The following is a 21,249-nucleotide window of genomic DNA, read 5'->3' on the forward strand; positions in this document are numbered from 1 at the left end:
TGCGCCCCGTTTTCATTACCCCTGCCCTACGACTACACGCTCGAAGCTATTTCAGCGAGAAGTCGACGCGCATGGCGGGCTGCTTGCCCGCATCTGCGCCGAGTCTGCTCTCCAGGACAAAGATGCGTGCTGCCGGAATCTTGCCCTGCCCTGTCAGCCAGTTCCGTACGGCCTGGGCACGACTATTGGCAAGGCTGCGCAGGTCCGCCTCGTTCACCTTCGTGTTATCGAGCAAGAGCTTTTCCATTTCTGGCGCCGGCACGCCCTTTGTCATGCCGATGGCGTTTTTCGGTTTATCGAAAGACGCTGAACGATAGACCCGCTCCAGCAACTCCGGATATTCCTCGGGCTTGATCGCCAACGCATCTACCTCGCCCACACTCTCGCCACGCCTGACCATCATCTCGGCCTTCAGCGCGCGCAGCCGGCTGTTGAGGCTGGCTTGCTTGAGCCCGGCAACGTCGGCAACGGGATCTGCGCTACCCGTGATTTCGAGGCTCAGCGCAGGGCGATCGGTCAGCGCGCGTGTCAGCGTGCTCAGTTTCTCCTCCGCGGGCTTCGACAGTGTTGCCAGACCAGCATTGAAATCGAGATAGGAAAGTTCTTCGCCACCGCCGAACATTGACCCCAGCAAGGCAAATGGCGCCGTCACCGCCTTGGTCACCAGATTGACCAAGACGCGCAGGATGATGCCTCCCACACTGAACTCGGGATCATCGAGCGTACCGCTGATGGGCATGTTCAGATCGATGACGCCGTTGCGATCTTTCAGCAGCGACACCGCAAGTAATACGGGCAGCTTCGTTGCATCGGGACTCTCAACGCGCTCACCAAAGGTCAGTTGATCGAGAAACACCTTGTTCTCGGCAGTGAGCTTGCGGTCGCGAATACGATAATTCACGTCCATCGACAATTTGCCCTTGCTGATGCCATAGCCCACGTAGCGGGCGGCGTAAGGCGACACGCCGGTGAGGTCGACACCCGTCACCTTGGCCTTGATGTCGAGGTATTTGTCCTGTCGCAAGGGATTGAGCTGGCCACTGACGTCGACCGGCGCGCTGCGATCCACGAGCGCTTTCAACGAGAGTTCGGCCAGCGAATCTGGATCAGGTGACAAGCCACTCAAGCTGCCCGCCACATCGGTCAGATTGGCATCGTAGTTTGGCTTGATGAAACGGTCGCTGAAGTTGATCGCACCGCCAGAGAACGTCGCGCGGCCAACCCGGATATCAAGCGGCCTGGCAGCTGCCGCAACACTGCTACTGGCTGACGATCCAGGTGCATTCGCCGCCACCGCGGGTGACGACAGGGCCTCCTCCTCTTGCCGTGTCATCTCGCGCAGGTTGAAACGCCCCTGACTGTCGAGGATCAGGCGTGTGTAGAAATCGTCGAGCCGCAAGTCGCCAATGCTCAGAGCCAGCGGCTCGCTGCGAGCCTTGACGCGCTTGAGTGCAAAGGACTTCCAGCGCAGGAAGTCAGCATCGTTGATCTGGTCGAAAGAGTTCAGGTTACTCACCGACAGGTCTCCTTCGTAGGAGAAGTGCGGCGTCTGCGCGTTCGTCATGTCGAAAGCGGCAGTACCCCGTGCATCCAGCGTGCCCTGCGTCAGCAACACCCGCAACATGCTGCTCAGGTAAGGCTGCGTGAACACCAGATCAACGCTACGCGCATCGACCTTCACCTCGCCCGCCAATGGCGCTACAGCAGCCTGCCCCGCCAGATTGATCCGGCCCTTGCGATTGAGTTCGGCACCGAGCTCGAACTTGCCCTTGCTGCCCTTGGCGTTGGAAAAGCCCTCTGCCTTCAATGCCAGGTTGGCGATGCTGAGCCTGACCGGATTCTTGCCCGTGCGGTCCGTCGCCTGCACATTCCACTTGCTGATATCGACCTTGCCGGAGCGCACCTTCCACTCCCCGGCCGTCGAGGCTACCTCCGCCGTCAAAGGCGCCATCTCCGGCTTGTCGGCGCGCTCTTTTGGCGTGCCTGCACTCAGCGCCTCGAGCAGATCGATCTTGCCGTCCGCAGCGCGCTCTACGTTCAGTTGGGCGTCGCTGCTGGAGATCTGATCGAGGAGGATGTCGCGCTTGTCGACGTCTATCGTGGCGCCTGTCAGGGCAAACGTCTTGAGCGTGAGCAAGGGCTGCGGCTCGCGCCCTTTGCCGCGCCGCTTCGGCTCTGCCATCGATGCAGTCGCAGGCAGCAGCAGATCCTGCACGCTCAGCGCCGTCTCCGACATGCGCAGCCCGGTCTCCGTCGGCGCCTTGGGAGGCGACACCTGCATTCGCGCGGAGACGCCGAGCAACCCCGTCGGCTTTGCCGCACCCATGGCGAATGCATAGTACGGGTGATAGCGCTCGATCGGCAGCGCATCGACCGTTACGCGCACATCAGCCGTGCGCTTGCCTGCGTTGAAACTTCCCTGCACCCCGAGCTTGCCGGATGACTCAAGCTGCAGATCGGCTTTCAGTTGGGCATCGCGCGCGCCCGCGAGATCAAATTCCCGGATCTGCACTTCAACCGGCGTGATGTCGTGTTTGAAACCGCCTTCAACCGCCTCGTCGTCCAGACGTACACGCGCCTTGCTCAGCGTGATCTCGCTCACCGTCAGCAGCGGTGATTTGCTTGCGCTGTTCGACGCCGCCGGTGCAGAAGCTGCGGCCGCGGACGCTGTGGCAGTTGCCGGAGCCTTCGTGACCAAGCGCTGCAGATTGAGGCTGCCATCTGCAAAACGATGCACATCGAGCTCGGGTTCGATCAGGTTCGCCGAACGCAAGGCAATACGCATCGGGTTCGCCAGCGGCTGGACGTCTTGCAGGCCCAGCCGCAATTCCTTGAACGCCAGCAGTGGCTTGTCATCGCGCTCGGTCACCCGCACGGCAGACAGCGCCACATCCCCTCGCAGGGTGAAGCTTGGCTCGCCCTTGTCATGCTCGGTCCACACCGACTCGAGCTTTGCATCCAGCGTCGCCTGCGGAATCTTCACCGGCAGCGCAACGGGGACGTAGCCGAGATAGCGCACGAGATCGAAGCCCTCGAGCTGCAACTCAAGGCTGGCCTCGCGTCGATCAGCAAACGGCTTGAGTTGACCCTGTAACGCGAAGTCCTTCCCGTTCACACGCGTCTCGAGATGCGGCTTGACGAGAATCTCCACTTGCGAGGGCATGCTAGACACGAAAGGCAGGCCCAGCGTCAGCTGATCGATCACATGTTTCTGGCCGACCGCGGCATCGTCAAAATCGATGCGTCCGTTCTCTATTTCGATATTGTTCAGCGCGAACCGCGGCGGCTCCGACGACGGCTCCTTTGGCTGGGCGGCAAGGCGCTCGAGGATGTCGGAAAAATTGAACCTGTTGTCCGCCAGGCGCACGATGTGCAGCTCCGGCTCATGCAGCTGCAAAGCACTCAGTACCAGGCCGCGCCGGAACAGGGAGCTGAGTTCAGCATTCGCATATACGCTGCCCAGCGACACGAAGTCGCCCTTTCCATCCTGCTCTGCGATGCGCAGGCCTTCCAGGGTCACACTCAGTGCAAACGGGTTGATGCGCACTTTTGCCACGCTGACCTGACGACCGAGCGCCTTGCTGGCCTGCTCCTGCAGCACGCTACGCACCAGCGGCGGTGCGGCGAGGAAGCCAAGAACTGCAATGAGCACCACGCCAACGCCGACGATCAACAGGGCACGTCGCCAATTGAAAGTCTTCAGGCCTTGCTGGACTGCGTCCGGCAAGCGATTCCAGATTTGTTCAGAGACAGGCATGGGCGCAGGTTAACACCAGCTCCAGTAATCGTGAAGTTGCGGACAACGCCAGCCCTGCAAGACAATGCCCATGACAATCCTCTCTTAAGCGCGGCCTCGCCATGACGGAACCTCACTCATTCACGACACTCATCAACGCAGCAACACTGCGAGCACACATGGAGCAGCCCGACTGGTTGATTCTGGACCTGCGCCATGACCTCGCCCAGCCCGCCGCTGGCCGCGACGCCTACGCAACAGGACACATCCCCGGCGCGATATTCCTGCAGCTTGATGAAGATCTGTCGGGCGCCAAGAACGGCCGCAACGGTCGTCACCCTTTGCCCGCACGCGAGCAATTTGCAGCGCGACTCGCAGAGCTTGGCCTGAACAGGCATACACAGGTCGTCGCATACGACGCGCAAGGCGGCATGTTCGCCGCGCGCCTGTGGTGGATGTTGCGCTGGGTTGGCCACTCGGCCGTCGCGGTGCTGGATGGCGGTCTGCCCGCGTGGCAGGCCAGCGGCGGAGCGCTGTCACAAGCCGTCCCTTCTGCTCGCCCCCGCGGCGACTTCACTGCTGCGGACTCACTCGTTACGCAAGTCAGCGCCACGGAGGTGCTGGCATCTCTCGGCAAGACGCAGAAACTCATCATCGATGCGCGCGCGCCGGATCGCTTTCGTGGCGAAAACGAAACCCTTGATCCGGTCGGCGGGCACATTCCTGGAGCAGCCAACCGTTTCTTTCGCGACAACCTGCAAGCCGACGGCTCATTCAAACCGGCGCAACAATTGCGCGAAGAATTCATGACAGCCCAGCAGGCTTACGCCACGGGCGACATCATCATGCAATGCGGCTCAGGCGTGACGGCCTGTCACAACCTGTTGGCGCTCGAAATCGCGGGGCTGTACGGGGCTGCGCTGTATCCCGGTTCGTGGAGCGAATGGTGTAGCGATCCGGCCCGGCCCATCGCGCGCGGCGACGAGGCGCCTACCCAATCGGGCTAATTGTCACCAGGCAGTTCCGGTGCGGCGGCGTGCAGCCCATAATGGCTCGTCGATAACCTATCGATGGCCAGCAACGAGCGGGGGATCAGGTATGAGCACCAAGCAGATTGTCACGCAGCTTGCACACAGGATGGGTTACGAGATCGTGCCGGCATGGCGCATGCGCGGCCTGTCATTCTCCCGTCATCTGGCCAGCCTCTTCGAGCAATACCGTGTCGACACGGTCATCGATGTCGGCGCCAACGTCGGGCAGTACCATGACTTCATCCGCGCAGAAGTCGACTTTCATGGTCCCATCCTGTCCTACGAGCCACAACCAGACTGCTTCGGCCGGCTCACGGAGCGCGTCACCCAGGACAAACACTGGCAGGTGCGCAACCTCGCACTCGGCACTGAACCTGGCGAACTGTCGCTGAACATCATGAACGACTCGCAGTTCAGCTCATTCCTGGCTCCCGAGCACGGCGTGATTGGCGACTTCGTTGAAATGAACCAGGTGCGCCAGGTCGTCAAAGTGCCTGTAGCGCGGCTCGACGATGACCTGTCACTACCCGCAGTACAGAGCATGACGCCCGGCCGGCTCTACCTCAAGCTGGACACACAAGGCTTTGATCTGGCGGTGTTGCGAGGCGCCATGCAGACTCTGACGCGCACCGTGGCCTTGCAGACGGAACTGTCGATCAAACCGGTCTACCAAGGCATGACGGATTACCGCCAGATGATCGACGAGCTGGAAAACATGGGTTTCGAGCTGAGCAGCATGTTTCCCATCAGCCATGATGCCGACCTCGGTCTGATCGAAGCAGATGGAGTATTCATCAATCGCCGCGCGCTGGAAATGCAACGCGCATAGTCTGGATGCTCAGCGTGCAGCGGAGAAGACCGTGTCGCGCGCACCGTCCGGCAGGCGGTCGATCATCGCTTGCAACAACTTCAGATCCACCAGGGTGACGTGGCGTGCCCGGGCCTCGGCTGCGATAGCAGGGTCAAAACCGGCCGGTGCCACGAAGAAGGCCTTTTCCAGACCATCGTCCTCCATGACGCGCAATAGTGCAGCGTATGCCTGTGTGCCCTGCTGGGCGCTGCCTGCACGACACTGCAGAATGGCGATTGGCTTGTCCGTATTCCGCGGTACCAGACGAATGCGGTACTCGCCGTCGGCGCCTGTCGCAACGGTCTTACTGTGCAGCCCATTGAATTGATACAAGGCCATGCACAGGCGTTCGAGCGGGATCTGGCCCAGCGCATCGATCGCGGGAGGCGGCGCGAGCTCGGGCTCGGCGAACTCCTGGACTCCAGCCTCTGCGCCCGCCTTGACCTTGGCAGAACTTGAAGTCGCCACAGGCGCCATGCGCGTGAAAGACTCTTCCTCCTCCACCCGCGTTTCCTGCGCGCGCACCTGCAGCAACTTGTAAATGGCGCCAGCCGCCAACACGAAGCTCAGGACGGTCGCCAACAGCCTGAGGAAAGCGGTGAGGCCGCTTGTTGGTGCCATCAAGGCCGTCGGCAGCACATAGGCCAGCACGAAGATAGCCAGCGCCCGCCCTGCCGCGGCTTGCCAGCGCTCGCCGAAGATCAGCCCGGACAAGCCGGATTCCGATACATCTCGTGACATGATCCAATCCCTGGACGGTTGAAATGTTGCCCACTTGTGGGCGCATGATACGTCCGGCCTGCCCGCCACGGGGCTGGATGCGCGCGGCGAGGCGACGGACTGCGCCATTCCAGCGGTGGAAGGACGGCCGGCCTCCGCCCTGCACGTCTATGCTTGCATCAACAAGAACCGAGAGGCGCCCGATGGCTCATATGGCTCATGAACCTGCGCAGCACGCTGACCAGCAGTTCCCGGACAACACAGAGTCCGGCAAGCACATCCTTATTGCCCTGGTAGTCGCGTCGGTCATCGTGTTCGGTGCGCGCCAGCTCACCGACTACCTGGTCCGGCCCGCCGCTCCGGCTGTCACGGCCCGGCCAGCGGCCGCCCCCACCACTGCCGACATCAGCGCCCAGGACGAACAGATCGCCGCCGACGCACGCAAGGCACGTCAGGCGCGCGAACAGGCGCTCATGGAAGAGGACCGCGTACTTCGCGAGAAGAAAAAAGCCGAAGCCATGCGCGCACGTGACGAAGCCGTCGCCGCCTCACAAGCCGAAGATGCGCGCCGCGAAGCCGCCTGGCAACGTTTCTATACACGCCCCAAGAAATGCGATGTCGCAGCGCCAGACGACGCGACACGTGTCGACTGCAGCAACCAGTACATCCGCGCCAAGGAGCGCTTCGACAAGCTCTACGCTGACGGCAAGCTGCACTGAGGGCCCGCGGAAAGCCCGCTGAGCCTACAATCGAGGCCTTACCCGGAAGGCCCGCATGCTCAGTTACCGTCACTCCTATCACGCAGGCAACCACGCCGACGTTCTCAAGCACCTCGTCCTGATCCAGCTGCTGCGCCACATGGCGCTCAAGGACAAAGCTTTCACCGTGGTCGATACGCATGCCGGTGCCGGCATGTATTCGCTCGAGTCCGAGCACGCTACGAAGCTTGCCGAGCACGAAGGCGGCGTCAGTCGTCTGTGGCATCGCAAGGATCTGCCTGCCGCAGTGGCCGACTACGTCGCTGAAGTGCGCAACCTCAATCCGGATGGCGAACTCCGTTCATACCCAGGATCGCCCTGGCTGGCACAACGTGCGCTGCGCGAGCAGGACCGCCTACGCCTCTTCGAACTGCATCCGACCGATCACCGCCAGCTCGCCAGCTATTTCGGCCACAACGGCAAGCAGACCATCGTCTATGCCGATGACGGTTTTGCCACCTTGAAGGCGCTCCTGCCGCCGCCCTCGAAGCGCGGCCTGGTGCTGATCGACCCTTCGTATGAACTACGCGAAGACTATGGCCGCGTCGCCACTGTACTCAAGGAAGGTCTGGAGCGCTTTGCCACCGGCACCTACGCCGTCTGGTACCCGCTCTTGCCGAAGCCCGAAGCCCGCTTCCTGCCACAAAAGCTGCGCACGCTTGGCGGAGAGAACTGGCTGCACGTCACACTGAGCGTACGCGGCCCGGCGACTGATGGTTTCGGCATGCATGGCAGCGGCATGTTCGTCATCAATCCGCCGTGGACGCTGGCGGCGACGCTCAAGGAAGTCATGCCCTGGCTAAGCAGCGCGCTGGCGGAAAACAGCGATGGCGGTTTCACGCTGGACTTCGAATCGAAGTGAGTACACGGGTGCGATGAGCTGACGCTAGAATGTGGCGGCAAGCCTGTTGCACCCTGCCGCCCTATCACTCGAAGGAGCCACACCATGCGTTATCTGATTGCCCTTGTCGTTGCAGTGCTCACCGCTAACGTTGCCTTCGCCGCCGATGCGACCTGTGAGGAAAAGGCGGCCGAAAAGAAACTGGCGGGCGCGGCCAAAAACAGCTTCATCAAGAAGTGTACGACCGACAGCATGACGCCAGCCGAACAAGCCTGCGATGCTCAGGCAAAGGAAAAGAAACTGGCGGGCGCGGCCAAGAACAGCTTCGTCAAGAAGTGTGTGAGCGACGCCAAGTAAGCCTCAGACCGGCCCGCACCAGCCATGGGTGCGGGTCTGCAGGATTGGGTGGCAAGCGCCATCCATGATGGCAAATGAATACGTCGCCGGACACTGCTCGCCGCCTGGCGAGCAGACCACGTGACGCTCAGACCAGCGCGGCTTTTTTCTGCGGTAGCGGGTAAGCCGCGCGGAACGCCTGGCAGCGCTCCGCCATGTTTTCCGTGCTCTTCGGCATTGAAACGCGCGCACGCGTAATGTCACAGATGAGCCCCCGCATCTGGCGCGCCAGACGCACGCCATGTTCGGCCTGACGTGTTTGCGCTTCCGTTGGACGTGCCGGCAGCTGCGGATGGAAATTCCTTAGACGCTCGCCCGCCACAGCGAAGTCAGACCAGATATCGAAGATATCCGCGTCCGTGCGCAGCGTCTCGGTCTTGACCTTCGCTGTCTCGGCAAAACGCTGGATGACCGGCGCAATACCCTCAAACATGGCATCGCCATCGAAGGTGTCGATGAGCGACGCTGTCAGCGTATCGATGTCACGCATGGCCTGCGCGATCTTGATGTAACGGCTTTCGTAAACAGCTTCGACGGGGATCGAGAAGGCCTTGAAGGGCTCGCCCCACAGTTCGTCGATACCCTCTTCACCGCTGCGGTGGTAGACCGTCTTGCCAAGTTCCAGCGCCTCTTGCAGGCAGCGGCCACATTCACGCATCAGCGCATTGTCGGTGGCGATTTCCACACCGGCAGCCTGCAGTTCCACCAGCTTCGTAAAAATATCGGTTGCGCGGTTGAACAGCGCGCCAGCAAGCATGGCGCCTTTGACGCGTTTCTTTTCAGGATCAGTCTCCGCGCCATGTGCGGCGCGCGCCTCGGCAAGGCGGTGACCGGGAATGTTGATACCGTGTTCCACGTGGTTGAACAGGCGTCGCGTCAGCGCCTCGATCAAGCGCTTCTTGGCCATCAGACTGTCTTCGGGTGCCTTGTAGGTCTTGATCCAGTACCCGTAGTAGTGAACACGCTCCTGACCATCGATCAGGCGCTTGCTGCCAAAGGGAATTACGTCGTCAGTCATAGCTCAACACATAGGTGCTACGGGTTGTCCACTGGCCCCGCGCCGAAGGGCGGGGTCTGATTATTCACTGTCTCTTCTAATACTTACTGATTGCGTGTTGTGCACTGCAATATAGGCATTGGTTCGAGTAAACGCCAAGTTGAATTTTCCTGCTGTCCATGAATGCACGCTGCAACATTTCGCACGGATCGCGACAAGCCGCCTCACGAACGTCGCAATCTCGTCACAGTTTCTGCGTAATGGAACGATTGGTGATTGTTGAGCCGCAGCTCCATCAGCCATCCTGTGGCTTGACCGGGGTGGCCAGCAGTAACTGGTAGAAGGCCACGTCCAACCAGCGCCCGAACTTGAACCCGGCCTGGTTCAAGGTGCCTGCGTGACGAAAGCCAAGCTGTTCATGAAAGGCGATGCTGGCCTGGTTGTCACTGTCAATCACGCCAACCAGCGTGTGGCAATCCTGCGCTGTCGCACAGGCGATCAACTCGCGCATGAGCAACAGCCCGAGCCCTTTGCCTCGATGCTCGGCGTGAACATATACGGAATGCTCAACAGAGTACTTGTAGGCCGGCCAGGCGCGAAAAGTGCCATAGCTGGCGAAGGCCAGGAGCTTGCCACTGGTGTCCTCGACTCCTATCACCGGAAAATCCCGGCTCGCTTTTGCGTCGAACCACGCACGCATGCTGGCCAGCGAACGCGGTTCGTAGTCATACAGCGCCGTCGACGAAACGATTGCTTCGTTGAGAATGTCGAGAATGGCCTGTGCATGCCGCTCATGCGTGCAGCGAACGACGCCGGCCTGCATCATCGTGCCGCCAGGTAGTGCTCGGCCAAGCGAACCCAGTAAGTCACGCCAAGCGGAATGACTTCGTCATTGAAGTCGTAGCGCGCGTTGTGCAGCATGCAGGCACCGTGCTCCCCACCAGTGGCCGCGCCATTGCCCAGCCACACATAGCAGCCTGGACGTTTCTCAAGGAAATAGGCGAAATCCTCTGCCCCCATACTTGGCGGCAAGGACCAATCCACCGCCTCAGCGCCCACAATGCCCGCCGCCACCTCGCGACACATCTGCGCTTCGTTGAGCGTGTTGACGGTGGGTGGGTAGCCATCGTGGTACTGAAAATCGATCTTCACGCCGTGACTGAGTTCGACACCCTCGCAAATCCGCTGCATCGTCGCGCGCGTCTTCGCACGCACCGCCGCAGTCAACGCACGCACCGTACCGCATAGATGTGCATCGCCTGGAATCACGTTGTAGGCATCGCCCGCATGAAATTGCGTGACGGACACGACGGCCGCATCGAGAGGATCGGTAATACGTGACACGATGGTCTGGAAGGCCTGCACCAGATGCGCGGCTGCCACCAGCGGATCGACACCCTGATGCGGCATCGCGGCGTGGGCACCATGCCCTTTGACAATGATGTCGAAGCGATCAGCACTGGCCATCATCGGTCCGGGTGTAACGCCGAAGCGCCCTGTCGCCATGCCCGGCCAGTTGTGCATGCCGAACACCGCTTCAACCGGAAAGCGCTCGAAGAAACCATCGGCAATCATCGCCGCACCGCCGCCCTGCCCTTCTTCGGCGGGTTGAAAAACCAGCACTACCGTGCCGTCGAAATTGCGGGTCTGCGCGAGGTACTCGGCCGCACCGAGCAACATTGCAGTGTGGCCATCGTGGCCACAAGCATGCATGCGGCCTTCATGCTGCGAGCGATGTTCAAAAACGTTGCGCTCCTGGATAGGCAGGGCATCCATGTCGGCACGCAGGGCAATCGCACGCGTACTGGCGCCCGTCTTGCCATGGATGACGCCTACCACGCCAGTCTGGCCGATACCGCGATGCGTTTCGATACCCAGCGCTTCGAGCCGCTCTGCCACCAATGCCGCCGTGCGGTGCTCATCGAAAGCGAGTTCAGGGTGTGCATGAATATCGCGTCGAATCGCGCCAATCGCGTCGGCCCGGGCCGCAACCTCGGGAATGATCTGGAACATGATGCATCCTACTGAGACAAGTCCAGACTTCATATTACACGCGGGCCTGCAGCCATGCCGTCACGATTCCTCGCGCCGCTGGGAGCGTGCGCACTGGGTTACACTCGCGACAGATTCAGCACTTTCCGGGACATGACGAGACAGGGCCTACCCACCTTCTGGCGGATCGCAATACGACTCCTGCGACGACTGCACGTCGCTTCTTCCGTATTGCTTTTTTCGATATTGCTGAGCGCCTGCAGCGACAACGCCAATAACCCCTATCCCGCCAGCGAGCGCAACCAGAAGATCGCCTACGACTTCTTTTCCGAGCGCCCCAAGCACCTCGACCCGGTGCAGTCCTATGTCGAGAACGAGTCCGACATCCTCGCGCAGATCTACGAGCCCCTTTACGACTACCACCTGCTCAAGCGCCCGTATCAACTGATCCCCAATCTCGCGACGGCCATGCCGGGCGTGACGTACCTCGACAAGGAGGGTCACGCGTTGCCGGCGACGGCCCCCATCGAACAGATTGCGAAGACCGTCTACGAGATCAAGATCCGCAGCGGCGTACGCTACCAGCCGCACCCGGCTTTCGCGCTCAGCGACCAGGGCCAGCCGCTCTACGCCGCATTGAATCCCGCAGAGATTCAGCACTACCGCCGCCCGGGCGACTTTCCTCAACAAGGTACGCGCGAGCTGGTGGCGGAAGACTTTGTTTACCAGTTCAAACGCCTCGTACGCCCCGGCCTGCACTCCCCTGTGATCGAGATCTTCAAGGTCATTGATGGCCTCGAGGCATTGCAGAAGCAACTTGATGCTGATGCGAAAGCCGGCAAGATCCACCCGAGCGGCTGGATCGATCTGCGCCAGTATCAGCTGCCCGGCGTACAGGCGCCCGACCCGCACACCCTGCGCATCACCTTGCGCGGCAAATACCCGCAATTCATCTACTGGCTGGCCCAGACCTTCACCGTAGCCATGCCCTGGGAGGCCGATCGCTTCTACGCCCAGCCCGGCATGGCAAACCAGGAGCTCACGCTCGACAACTGGCCTGTCGGCACCGGTCCCTACATGCTCACGCGCTACGACGGCAGCCGCGAACTGCGTCTTGAACGCAACCCGAACTGGTGGGGCGCCAACGGCGTACAGACCTACCCCTGCGATGGCGACCAGTCAGACAGGGACGCCGGCTTGCTCAAGGACTGCGGAAAGCCTTTGCCCTTCATCGATGCCATCAGCATTGTTCAGGAAAACGAGGCCATTCCCCTGTGGAACAAGTTCATGCAGGGTTACTACGACCAGTTCAACGCCGGCCGCGTAAAGCTGGAGAACTTCGATACCGCGGTGAAGATGCCAGCCACCGGCGGCCTAGATGCCACTGACGACATGAAGGCGCGTGGCGTGCGCTTGCAGACCGAGGTCGAGCCGGCGATCCGCTTCTATGCGTTCAACATGCTCGACAATGTGGTCGGTGGCGACACGGCGGAGCAGAAAGAGCGTGCACGCAAATTGCGCCTCGCCATTTCCATCGCCATCGACGTCGAAGAGCAGCTCACGGTCTTCAACAACGGCCTCGGCCGACCCGCGCAAGGCCCTATCCCGCCCGGCATCTTCGGCTACAAGGAAGGCTGCGAAGGCCGCAACCCCTACGTCTATGACTGCGTCAACGGCAAGGTGCAACGCAAGAGCATCGACGAAGCAAAGAAGCTCATGCGCGAGGCAGGCTACCCCGATGGACGCGATGCAAAAACCGGCGAGCCGCTGATCGTCAACCTCGACGGCGTGGGCTCACCCACTGGCCGCGTCGACTGGCTGAGCCGCCAGTTCAAGAAGCTCGGTATCCAGCTCGTGCCGCGCCTCACCGACTTCAACCGCTTCCAGGAAAAGGTGCGCACCGGCAACTGGCAGTTCCTGCTGTGGGGTTGGAACGCGGACTTCCCCGACCCAGAGAATTTCATGTTCCTGTTCCATGGTCAGCAAGCCAAAGTGAAATACGGCGGCGAGAACCACGCCAACTACGTGAACCCGGCGTTCGATCATCTCTACGAACAGCTCAAGCTCATGGACATCACGGCTGACCGCAGCGAGGTCGTGTCGCGCATGGTCGAGATGCTGCGGCACGACGCCCCGTGGATCTATCTGTGGCATGACGAGTCCTTCGCGCTGCGCAACGAGTGGTTGCAGAACACCAAGCCGGGCAAGATCCTGCGCTCGACGCGCAAGTACCAGCGCATCGATGCAGCGCTACGCGAACAGCGCCGCACCGAGTGGAACCACCCTGCGCGCTGGCCGCTCCTCATCCTGGGCCTGCTATTGATCGGCGCCGTCAGCACCATCGTCTGGCAAGCACGTCGCCATGCGGGGCAGCGCGCCTTGCCGGGAGGCCCGCAATGACCGCCTACCTGATCCGCCGCCTGCTCTGGGCCATTCCGACACTGCTCGGTGTGAACGTGCTGCTGTTCGCGCTGTTCTTCATCGTGAACACGCCCGATGACATGGCGCGCGTGCACCTCGGCGTGAAACGCGTAACTCCGGAAGCAGTGGAACGCTGGAAGGCCGAGCGCGGCTATGACAAGCCACTATTCGTCAACGACAAAGCATCCGGCGGCGAAAAACTCACCGATACTGTTTTCTTCAACAAGAGCGTACGTATGTTCGCGCTGGACTTCGGCCGCTCTGACGACAACCGCGACATCAACTACGAAATTGCCACCCGCGCCGGCCCCTCGCTGATGCTGGCAATGCCAGCCTTCATCCTCGGCTTGCTGGCAGCCGTGTCCACCTCGCTGTTCCTCGTCTTCGTGCGCGCCACGAGACTGGACGTGCTGGGCGTCGTGCTGTGCGTGATCGCGATGTCCATCTCGGGCCTGTTCTACATCATCGGCGGCCAGTACTTCTTCGCCAAGGTGCTAGCCTGGGTGCCCATTTCGGGTTACCAGTCGGGGTGGGACGCCTGGCGCTTCGTCATCCTGCCGGTCGCCATCGGCGTCATCGGCTCGCTCGGCGGCTCGGCGCGCTGGTACCGCAGCCTGTTCCTCGAAGAGATCAATCGTGACTACGTGCGCACGGCGCGAGCCAAGGGCCTGTCGGAAACACGCGTGCTGTTCGTGCATGTGCTCAAGAACGGCATGATCCCCATCCTGACCGGCGTGGTGGTGGTGATTCCCTCCTTGTTCCTCGGCAGCCTGATTTCGGAATCCTTCTTCGGCATTCCCGGCCTTGGCAGTTACACCATCGACGCCATCCAGTCGCAGGACTTCGCCATCGTGCGTGCCATGGTGTTCATCGGCGCGGCCTTGTACATCCTCGGCCTGATCCTTACCGACCTCTCCTACACGCTGGTCGATCCACGGGTGAAACTCAAATGAAGCCCGTCGTCCTCATCTCCGATGCGCTGTTCTTCCTGCTCATTGCCTGCAGTCTCATCGGCCTTTGGTACGCCAGCCGCAAGGAGCATCTACGCCGGGCCTGGCATTCCGTGCTGGCCGATCGCGTGGCGATGGGCGCGCTGGCGGTATTGCTGCTGTTCCTCGGCATTGCCTTGCTCGACTCACTGCACTTCCGTCGTGCGCTCGAACCAGCTGCAGGCAGCACAAACTCAGAAGTACATTACGCAGTCGAACTCGACTCCGTGCTTGACGTACTGCTGCACGACGTCAAGGAACACAAGGAGAAGACCTACTCGGCGCCCTTTGCTCACACCCTCTTCGAACGCCAGACGGTGGAGAGGCCAGACGGCACGCGCGGCCGCGAATTTCCGCGCCTCAAATACGGCGCAGCACACCTGAAGAACCCGGAGACAGACAAGACTGCAGACCTCGTGCAGCAAGCACTGCGTGGCGTCGCCGTTGCAGGCGCGGTGTGGCTCGCGCTCGCTGCGTTCATCTCGGCTGGCGTGGCACGTAGCCAGCGCAAGCCCTTCCTCGCGGCCGTGTCCGCCACTTTGCGGGGTTGCACCCCGCTCGCCTGGGACGGTCTGCTGTGGGCCGCCGGCCTCCTGCTGCTAGTACTAGTACCGCTGCTGCTCATGGCGGATAGCTACCATGTCTTCGGCACCGATCGCACTGGCAATGACGTGTTCTTCTACGCATTGAAGGCCATGCGCACCGCGCTCTTCATCGGCACCCTGACTTCGCTGGTCACCCTGCCGCTGGGCATCGCCTTCGGCATTGCCGCAGGCTACTTCGGTGGCTGGGTGGACGACGCAATCCAGTATGTCTACACCGTCATCAGCTCCATCCCCTACGTGCTTCTCATCGCCGCATCGGTGCTGCTCATGCAGGCCTTCATCGAGACACATGGCGCATGGTTCGACACACCTGCCGCACGGGCCGATGCACGCCTGGTCGCGCTGTGCGCGATCATCGGCCTGATCTCCTGGACGAGCCTGGCGCGCCTCATGCGGGCAGAGACACTCAAGCTGCGCGAGGCAGACTTCGTTACCGCTGCACATGCCTTCGGCGTCAAGCCACTGCGCATCATGAGTCGTCACATCTTGCCGAATGCTTTTCACATCGTGCTCATCACGCTGGTGCTGGATTTCTCCGGTCTGGTGCTTGCCGAAGCGGTGCTGGCTTACGTCGGTATCGGCGTCGATCCCAACACGATCAGCTACGGCATCATGATCAATGGCGCACGCGCCGAGCTGGCGCGCGACCCGATGGTGTGGTGGCAGATTGCAGCGGCCTTCATCTTCATGCTGAGTCTGGTGCTGGCCGCCAATCTGTTTGCCGATGCAGTACGCGATGCTTTTGACCCACGCGGGCGCACCGCACTGCGTCGCAGGCGGAGGGTTGTCGCGTGAGTCTGCTCAAGGTCAGTAATCTTTCGGTATCGATAGACAGCGAACAAGGCGAGGTGCGCCCGCTGGCAAAGGTGAGTTTCGAAGTCCGCAAGGGCGAGACCTTCGTGCTGCTCGGCGAGTCTGGTTGTGGCAAATCGATGACGACGCTGGCACTGATGCGCCTGCTGCCAGACGGTGGCCGCATCACACAGGGCAGCGTACAACTCGACGGAGAAGAGCTTCTCGCACTGACCGAGGCACAGATGCAAGGCGTGCGCGGCGGCAAACTGGCGATGATTTTCCAGGAGCCCGGCACCAGCCTGAACCCGGTGCTCACGGTCGGCACACAGCTCGGCGAAGTATTGCGCCTGCATCGCGGCTTGAGCGGCACGGCGGCCACGCATGAGGCCGTGCAGCTGCTGGATGCTGTCGGCATCAATGAGCCGGCGCAACGCCTCCACGACTACCCGTTCCAGTTGTCGGGCGGCATGAAACAGCGCGTGATGATCGCCATGGCGCTGGCCGGCCAGCCGAGCTTGCTGATTGCCGATGAACCGACAACCGCGCTGGACGTGACCATCCAGGCGCAGGTACTCAAGCTGTTGGCTGAGCTACAGCGCAGTCGCGGCATGGGTATGTTGCTGATCACGCACGACCTCGGCGTCGTCAAGCAGGTCGCTGACCGCGTGGGCGTGATGTACGCCGGCGAACTGGTCGAGATTGCGGACCGCGCACAATTCTTCAGCGCACCTGCCCACCCCTACTCACGCAAGCTTTTTGCGGCCCTGCCCGAGGGGCGACGCGACGCGGGCCGACTCGCCACGATTCCTGGCAGCGTGCCGCCGCTCACGACGGCGTTCAAAGGCTGTCGCTTCACCGAGCGCTGCCCTGCACGCCACGCGCGCTGCACGGAAGTAGCACCGGCCTGGCATGCCGCACCGAGTGGTCAGCAAGTGCGCTGCCACCTCTACGATCCCGCAGTCACCGCCCCCGTCGCTGCGCACAGCGACGACTCACCTGCCACCACGCCCGAAGTGCGTGCCCCGGCAGAGAGCGATACGCCCTTGCTGGAAGTACGCGAGCTGCGCGTTCACTTTCCGATCCGGCGCGGTCTGTTGCAACGCACGGCCGGCTACGTGAAAGCGGTGGACGGCATCAGCTTCAGCCTGCGCGCGGGACGCACACTGGCCCTCGTCGGCGAATCCGGCTGCGGCAAGACCACCACCGGCAAGGCCCTGCTGAACCTGACCCAGGCTAGCAGCGGTGAGATCCTGTTTGGCGGGCAGCGCCTGGACCCGCACCGCAAGGAAGGCTGGCAAGCAGTACGCAGCGATATGCAAATGGTCTTCCAGGACCCCTTCGGCTCACTGAACCCGCGCATGCGTGTCGCCGACATCGTGGAGGAAGGATTGCTGGCACTCGGGCTGGAGTCCGACAAGGGCAAACGCCGCGCGCGCGCCGAAGCAATCATGCTGCAGGTCGGGCTGCGTGCCGACATGCTGGACCGCTATCCGCACGAGTTTTCCGGCGGGCAACGTCAGCGCATCGCAATTGCGCGCGCCCTAGCCGTCAATCCGAAACTCATCGTCTGCGACGAACCCACCTCGGCACTCGACGTATCAGTGCAGGCCCAGGTGCTCAACCTGATGCGCGACTTGCAGCAATCGCTCGGTCTCGCCTACCTGTTCATCACGCACAACATCGGCGTCGTCGAATATCTGGCCGACGACATCGCCGTCATGTACCAGGGCAAGATTGTCGAGTACGGCGCAGCACAGGACGTGCTACGGCGGCCGCAACACGACTACACGCGCACGCTGCTCGCTGCAGTGCCCCGCCTGCAATCCCTTGCTGCGGAGCAACAGTAAACTTCCGGCAAAACAACTGTGTATTGCGCTACATCTGCAGGCATTCAGCAATGCCGGCTGGGGCGGCTTCGTGGCAAACTGGGACCGGTATCACCCCACGCGCCGGATGATCAATGAAGCTTGAACGCCTCACTCGCCGCCTGATCCATCTTCGTCAGGTTGCAAACTACATCGACAGCCATCTTGATGGCGAGCTGACTGCGTCCTTGACGCTGGACGAGCTGGCAGGTGTGGCACGTCTGTCGCGCTTCCATTTCGAGCGGGTGTTTGCGGACTATGCCGGCGAAACGCCCTTGGTACGTGTGCGTCGTCTCCGCCTCGCGCGTGCGCGCCGCTTGATCGAGGAAGGCCGCGTGACGAGCCTGCTCGATCTGGCTCTCGACAGCGGCTACGCCTCGGCAGAAGCCTTCTCGCGCGCCTTCCGTGCCCAGTTCGGCTGCGCCCCCTCCTCGCTTTCACGCCAGCCGGATCAGGGCACGCCACCGATCCGCATCGAGACGCTGCCTGCGCTAGGCATCCAGTACATCCCCTTCGAAGGGCCACGCGAAGACGCCATGCAGGCCTTCGACGAGTTGCGCGCCCGCGCGATGATGCAGAACATTCCACGCGAACGGCGCAAGGGTTGGCGAGTCGAACTGTCGAGCACGACAAGCGATGGCACGGTGAAGTTGCAGGCCGCGTTGCTCTCGGAACGACTGGGTACGCATATCACCGGTTTGCAGCATGGCGTACTGCCCGCAGGGGACTACGCGGTCATCGAACTGCAAGGTGGTTACGAGGTGCCTGCATTGCCGGAACTGGCTCAACGCATTGCCGCAGAAACCGGCTGGCAGGCATGCGAAGGGCCAATTCTGCAGAGCTTCCACAACGCTACTTACCTGCCCTCCCGGCAGGAAAAGCGCTGCGATCTTTACGTGCCGGTTCAACGCTGAAGCCGGAACCCGGATCCGGCGCAACGCCAGGCTGTGGAGAGTGCATCCGGGTTATCGCCCGTTCCGGAAATTCGCAATATCCATCAAGCTGCGTCCCCGCATTTGTTCCACGATGTGCGGTTACCGGCAAGCAGCACAACGCATGCCGTGACGCCAACAATAGAAACTGAGCACCCTTGGAGGAAGCATGAATTTCTGCGCCACTCGCACAGTCATGGCCGCTGCATTGGCGGCCTTGATTTCGACCGCCGCCACCGCGGCCGACACGCAGCTTGCAGGCAAGACACAGGCGCGCGCCAGCGTCACCGTATTTGATACCCAGGGAAACAAGAAGACTGCGACCGCAGATGACCAGGGCACGTACCGCGTCGTCGTTGATGGTCTCAGCGCCCCCTTGATGGTAGTGGCCGAAGGCGCGAACAAGCAGTTCGTCGCCATCGTGCCTGCGCTCGCCAACGGCGCGGCGAATACCGCCAACGCCAATGCATTGACGGATCGCATCGCCTCTGACGTCGCCCAGGAGTTCAAGTACGCCGGGCCGGAAAGCATGGTCAAGTCAGGCAAGGCGCCCGCAGTGAAAGCGGAATCGGTCAGCGCCAAGACGGCAACCCTGCGAACCGCCATCGCCCAAGCGCTCAAGGAAGCTGGCGTGACAAATCCCGATGGCTTTGACCCCGTCAGCGCGGCCGCCCAGCCCGGCCTCAATGACATCCTGAGCATCGTCATTCACAACCGCGGCTATAGCTCCAACACCGGCGAGCGCGGCGAAACCAGCCTCTATGATCCTTACTATCGCGAGATCACCACCTTCGCGCCATTCAGCCTGAAGCGTGCCCAGGCGGACCTGAAGGATCTCAACGCGCCAGGCGTCATCCGCGTCTTCGTTGCAGGCGACTCGACCGCCAGCAACTACGATCCGGAGGTCGCACCACGCATGGGCTGGGGCCAGGTCTTCGATCGCAAGGTCAAGGACAGCAGCAAGGTCCGCGTGATCAATGTGGCGCAATCCGGACGCAGCTCACGCAGCTTCATCACCGAAGGCTGGTTCGACATGATTGGCGCGAATATCCGCAAGGGTGATTACCTGCTGGTGCAGTTCGGCCACAACGACGAGAAGTGCGGCAACAACCCGCCTAGCCCGCCGCCTTCGCGCGACATCATCGACACCAGCAATCTGTGTACCTATCCCGGCAGCGAGGCCGCCATCCCTCCCGATATGTCCTTCCAGAAGACGCTGGAAAAGTACATCAAGATCGCCAAGGACAAGGGTGCTACCCCTGTGCTCATTACGCCCGTCACGCGTCGTAGCTTCAAGGGCGGCACGATCGGCTCCACCACCCACACCTATTCGAAGGGAGCCTTCCCTGGCGACTATTCGCAAACCGTGCGCGACACCGCCAAGGCAAACAACGTGGCGCTGATCGATCTCGATGCGAAGAGCATGGCGTTCTACAACAAGATCGGCGAGACCGGCTCCCTGGACTATTACCTTGCCGTGGATACCGACAAGTACCCCTACTACGTCGGCAAGACAGGCGCGCGCAACAAGCCGGACAACACTCACGCTCAGGAACAGGGTGCCGTAGCCCTGGCCACCCTGATCGTCGAAGGCATCAAGGAAGACAAGCTGGATCTGGCCAACCAGTTGCAATAAATCCATTGAACATTCCGGACATATTGCATCCGCACAACCCGGCTTCGGCCGGGTTATTTTTTGCCTGAAGTTTTTATGGCCAACATTCAAATCAACAAAATCAACAGTAAAAGCCGGTCTACGCAGCGCAGCAATTTACTTATGTTTATTGGCAAGCAGCGCACAATTTCACGCCCAGACATTTTTGAAAAATACATCAAAAATATTATCCACTTTCAATACAAACAAGCATTCATGCGGCCTGCGCGTTAGTTGCAATTTCAGCCCAATGCTCGTCACTTTCATCAATTAAATGAATTATTTATCGTCCTATTGACACGATTTATCTATTAATCCAAGTTTGCGCCTGACAAAACTCGCGACGTATTTGTTTTGTCCTATTACCTAATGCAGTTAATAAAGGAGACACAAAATGATGCGTACCATTATCGCTGGCGCCGTTGCCGGCCTGTTTGCTACAGGCGCTTACGCTGCCACCGACTATCCTTCCGGTTACACCAAGTGTGCACAGAACACGGGCGCAACCTGCTCCATGAGCGGCACGCACAGCGTTGCGCTGGGCAAGTCCGGCTCGTTCGTTTACGCCACCAAGACCGGCAGCTTCGCTTGTATCGGTTCGGCTTTCCCTTCGAACAGCTACTCTGAGTCAGCATGGTGCTCGGTCGGCGGTTCCAGCACGCCTACG

16 protein-coding genes and 1 pseudogene are annotated in these 21,249 nt (G+C 61.2%); 12 read left to right on the plus strand and 5 right to left on the minus strand.

Annotated elements, in window-relative coordinates:
• Window positions 1-46 precede the first annotated feature (46 nt).
• A complete protein-coding gene (locus VVD49_RS15210) occupies window positions 47-3,757 on the minus strand; it encodes a DUF748 domain-containing protein (RefSeq protein ID WP_327600057.1) in 3,711 nt (1,236 codons plus the stop codon).
• Window positions 3,758-3,858: 101 nt separating this feature from the next.
• Here VVD49_RS15210 and VVD49_RS15215 point away from each other — a divergent pair, with 101 nt between their 5' ends.
• Both VVD49_RS15215 and VVD49_RS15220 read left to right on the plus strand, forming a co-directional pair.
• The gene (locus VVD49_RS15215) at window positions 3,859-4,743 is read left to right on the plus strand and encodes a sulfurtransferase (RefSeq protein ID WP_327600058.1); all 885 of its coding nucleotides are present in this window, start codon (window positions 3,859-3,861) and stop codon (window positions 4,741-4,743) included.
• Between the two features lie 91 nt (window positions 4,744-4,834).
• Window positions 4,835-5,596, plus strand: coding sequence for an FkbM family methyltransferase (locus tag VVD49_RS15220; protein WP_327600059.1), 762 nt, complete (start codon window positions 4,835-4,837; stop codon window positions 5,594-5,596).
• A gap of 9 nt (window positions 5,597-5,605) precedes the next feature.
• On the opposite strand, the gene VVD49_RS15225 is transcribed toward VVD49_RS15220, so the two are convergent.
• Window positions 5,606-6,358, minus strand: a complete 753-nt coding sequence (locus VVD49_RS15225) for a restriction endonuclease (protein WP_327600060.1) — start codon at window positions 6,356-6,358, stop codon at window positions 5,606-5,608.
• Between the two features lie 191 nt (window positions 6,359-6,549).
• On the opposite strand from VVD49_RS15225, the gene VVD49_RS15230 reads away from it, so the two are divergent.
• The 3 genes from VVD49_RS15230 to VVD49_RS15240 all read left to right on the plus strand — a co-directional run bounded on the left by VVD49_RS15230 (window position 6,550) and on the right by VVD49_RS15240 (window position 8,293).
• The gene (locus VVD49_RS15230) at window positions 6,550-7,056 is read left to right on the plus strand and encodes a hypothetical protein (protein WP_327600061.1); all 507 of its coding nucleotides are present in this window, start codon (window positions 6,550-6,552) and stop codon (window positions 7,054-7,056) included.
• A 55-nt stretch (window positions 7,057-7,111) separates the two neighbouring features.
• On the plus strand, window positions 7,112-7,957 hold the full coding sequence (locus VVD49_RS15235) for a 23S rRNA (adenine(2030)-N(6))-methyltransferase RlmJ (protein ID WP_327600062.1): 846 nt from the start codon (window positions 7,112-7,114) through the stop codon (window positions 7,955-7,957).
• Between the two features lie 84 nt (window positions 7,958-8,041).
• Window positions 8,042-8,293 (plus strand): hypothetical protein, encoded by a 252-nt coding sequence (locus tag VVD49_RS15240; RefSeq protein WP_327600063.1) that lies wholly within the window; start codon window positions 8,042-8,044, stop codon window positions 8,291-8,293.
• Between the two features lie 127 nt (window positions 8,294-8,420).
• Here the strand turns inward: VVD49_RS15240 and VVD49_RS15245 are convergent, their stop codons facing one another.
• The 3 genes from VVD49_RS15245 to VVD49_RS15255 all read right to left on the minus strand — a co-directional run bounded on the left by VVD49_RS15245 (window position 8,421) and on the right by VVD49_RS15255 (window position 11,342).
• A complete protein-coding gene (locus VVD49_RS15245) occupies window positions 8,421-9,350 on the minus strand; it encodes a hypothetical protein (RefSeq protein ID WP_327600064.1) in 930 nt (309 codons plus the stop codon).
• Between the two features lie 274 nt (window positions 9,351-9,624).
• A complete protein-coding gene (locus VVD49_RS15250) occupies window positions 9,625-10,155 on the minus strand; it encodes a GNAT family N-acetyltransferase (protein WP_327600065.1) in 531 nt (176 codons plus the stop codon).
• The gene (locus VVD49_RS15255; RefSeq protein ID WP_327600066.1) at window positions 10,152-11,342 is read right to left on the minus strand and encodes a M20 aminoacylase family protein; all 1,191 of its coding nucleotides are present in this window, start codon (window positions 11,340-11,342) and stop codon (window positions 10,152-10,154) included. Before VVD49_RS15255 ends, VVD49_RS15250 begins: the two co-directional genes overlap by 4 nt.
• A 132-nt stretch (window positions 11,343-11,474) precedes the next feature.
• On the opposite strand from VVD49_RS15255, the gene VVD49_RS15260 reads away from it, so the two are divergent.
• The 7 genes and pseudogenes from VVD49_RS15260 to VVD49_RS15290 form a co-directional block, all read left to right on the plus strand.
• A complete protein-coding gene (locus VVD49_RS15260; protein ID WP_327600067.1) occupies window positions 11,475-13,721 on the plus strand; it encodes an ABC transporter substrate-binding protein in 2,247 nt (748 codons plus the stop codon).
• Window positions 13,718-14,695: an ABC transporter permease gene (locus VVD49_RS15265; protein WP_327600068.1), complete on the plus strand. Its 978-nt coding sequence runs from the start codon at window positions 13,718-13,720 to the stop codon at window positions 14,693-14,695. The genes VVD49_RS15260 and VVD49_RS15265 overlap by 4 nt, the downstream gene beginning before the upstream one ends.
• Window positions 14,692-16,131 (plus strand): ABC transporter permease, encoded by a 1,440-nt coding sequence (locus VVD49_RS15270; RefSeq protein WP_327600069.1) that lies wholly within the window; start codon window positions 14,692-14,694, stop codon window positions 16,129-16,131. The genes VVD49_RS15265 and VVD49_RS15270 overlap by 4 nt, the downstream gene beginning before the upstream one ends.
• A 2-nt stretch (window positions 16,132-16,133) precedes the next feature.
• Window positions 16,134-17,978, plus strand: a complete 1,845-nt coding sequence (locus VVD49_RS15275; protein WP_327600590.1) for an ABC transporter ATP-binding protein — start codon at window positions 16,134-16,136, stop codon at window positions 17,976-17,978.
• A gap of 113 nt (window positions 17,979-18,091) precedes the next feature.
• Window positions 18,092-18,910 carry an AraC family transcriptional regulator gene (locus tag VVD49_RS15280; RefSeq protein WP_327600070.1) on the plus strand — a complete coding sequence of 273 codons (819 nt, stop codon included), beginning with the start codon at window positions 18,092-18,094 and terminating at the stop codon, window positions 18,908-18,910.
• A 187-nt stretch (window positions 18,911-19,097) separates the two neighbouring features.
• Window positions 19,098-20,564, plus strand: coding sequence for a GDSL-type esterase/lipase family protein (locus VVD49_RS15285; protein WP_327600071.1), 1,467 nt, complete (start codon window positions 19,098-19,100; stop codon window positions 20,562-20,564).
• A 412-nt stretch (window positions 20,565-20,976) separates the two neighbouring features.
• Window positions 20,977-21,249: pseudogene (locus tag VVD49_RS15290) on the plus strand (hypothetical protein); the annotation flags it as partial.

The organism is Uliginosibacterium silvisoli, from assembly GCF_036017035.1.
Classification (GTDB): domain Bacteria; phylum Pseudomonadota; class Gammaproteobacteria; order Burkholderiales; family Rhodocyclaceae; genus Viridibacterium; species Viridibacterium silvisoli.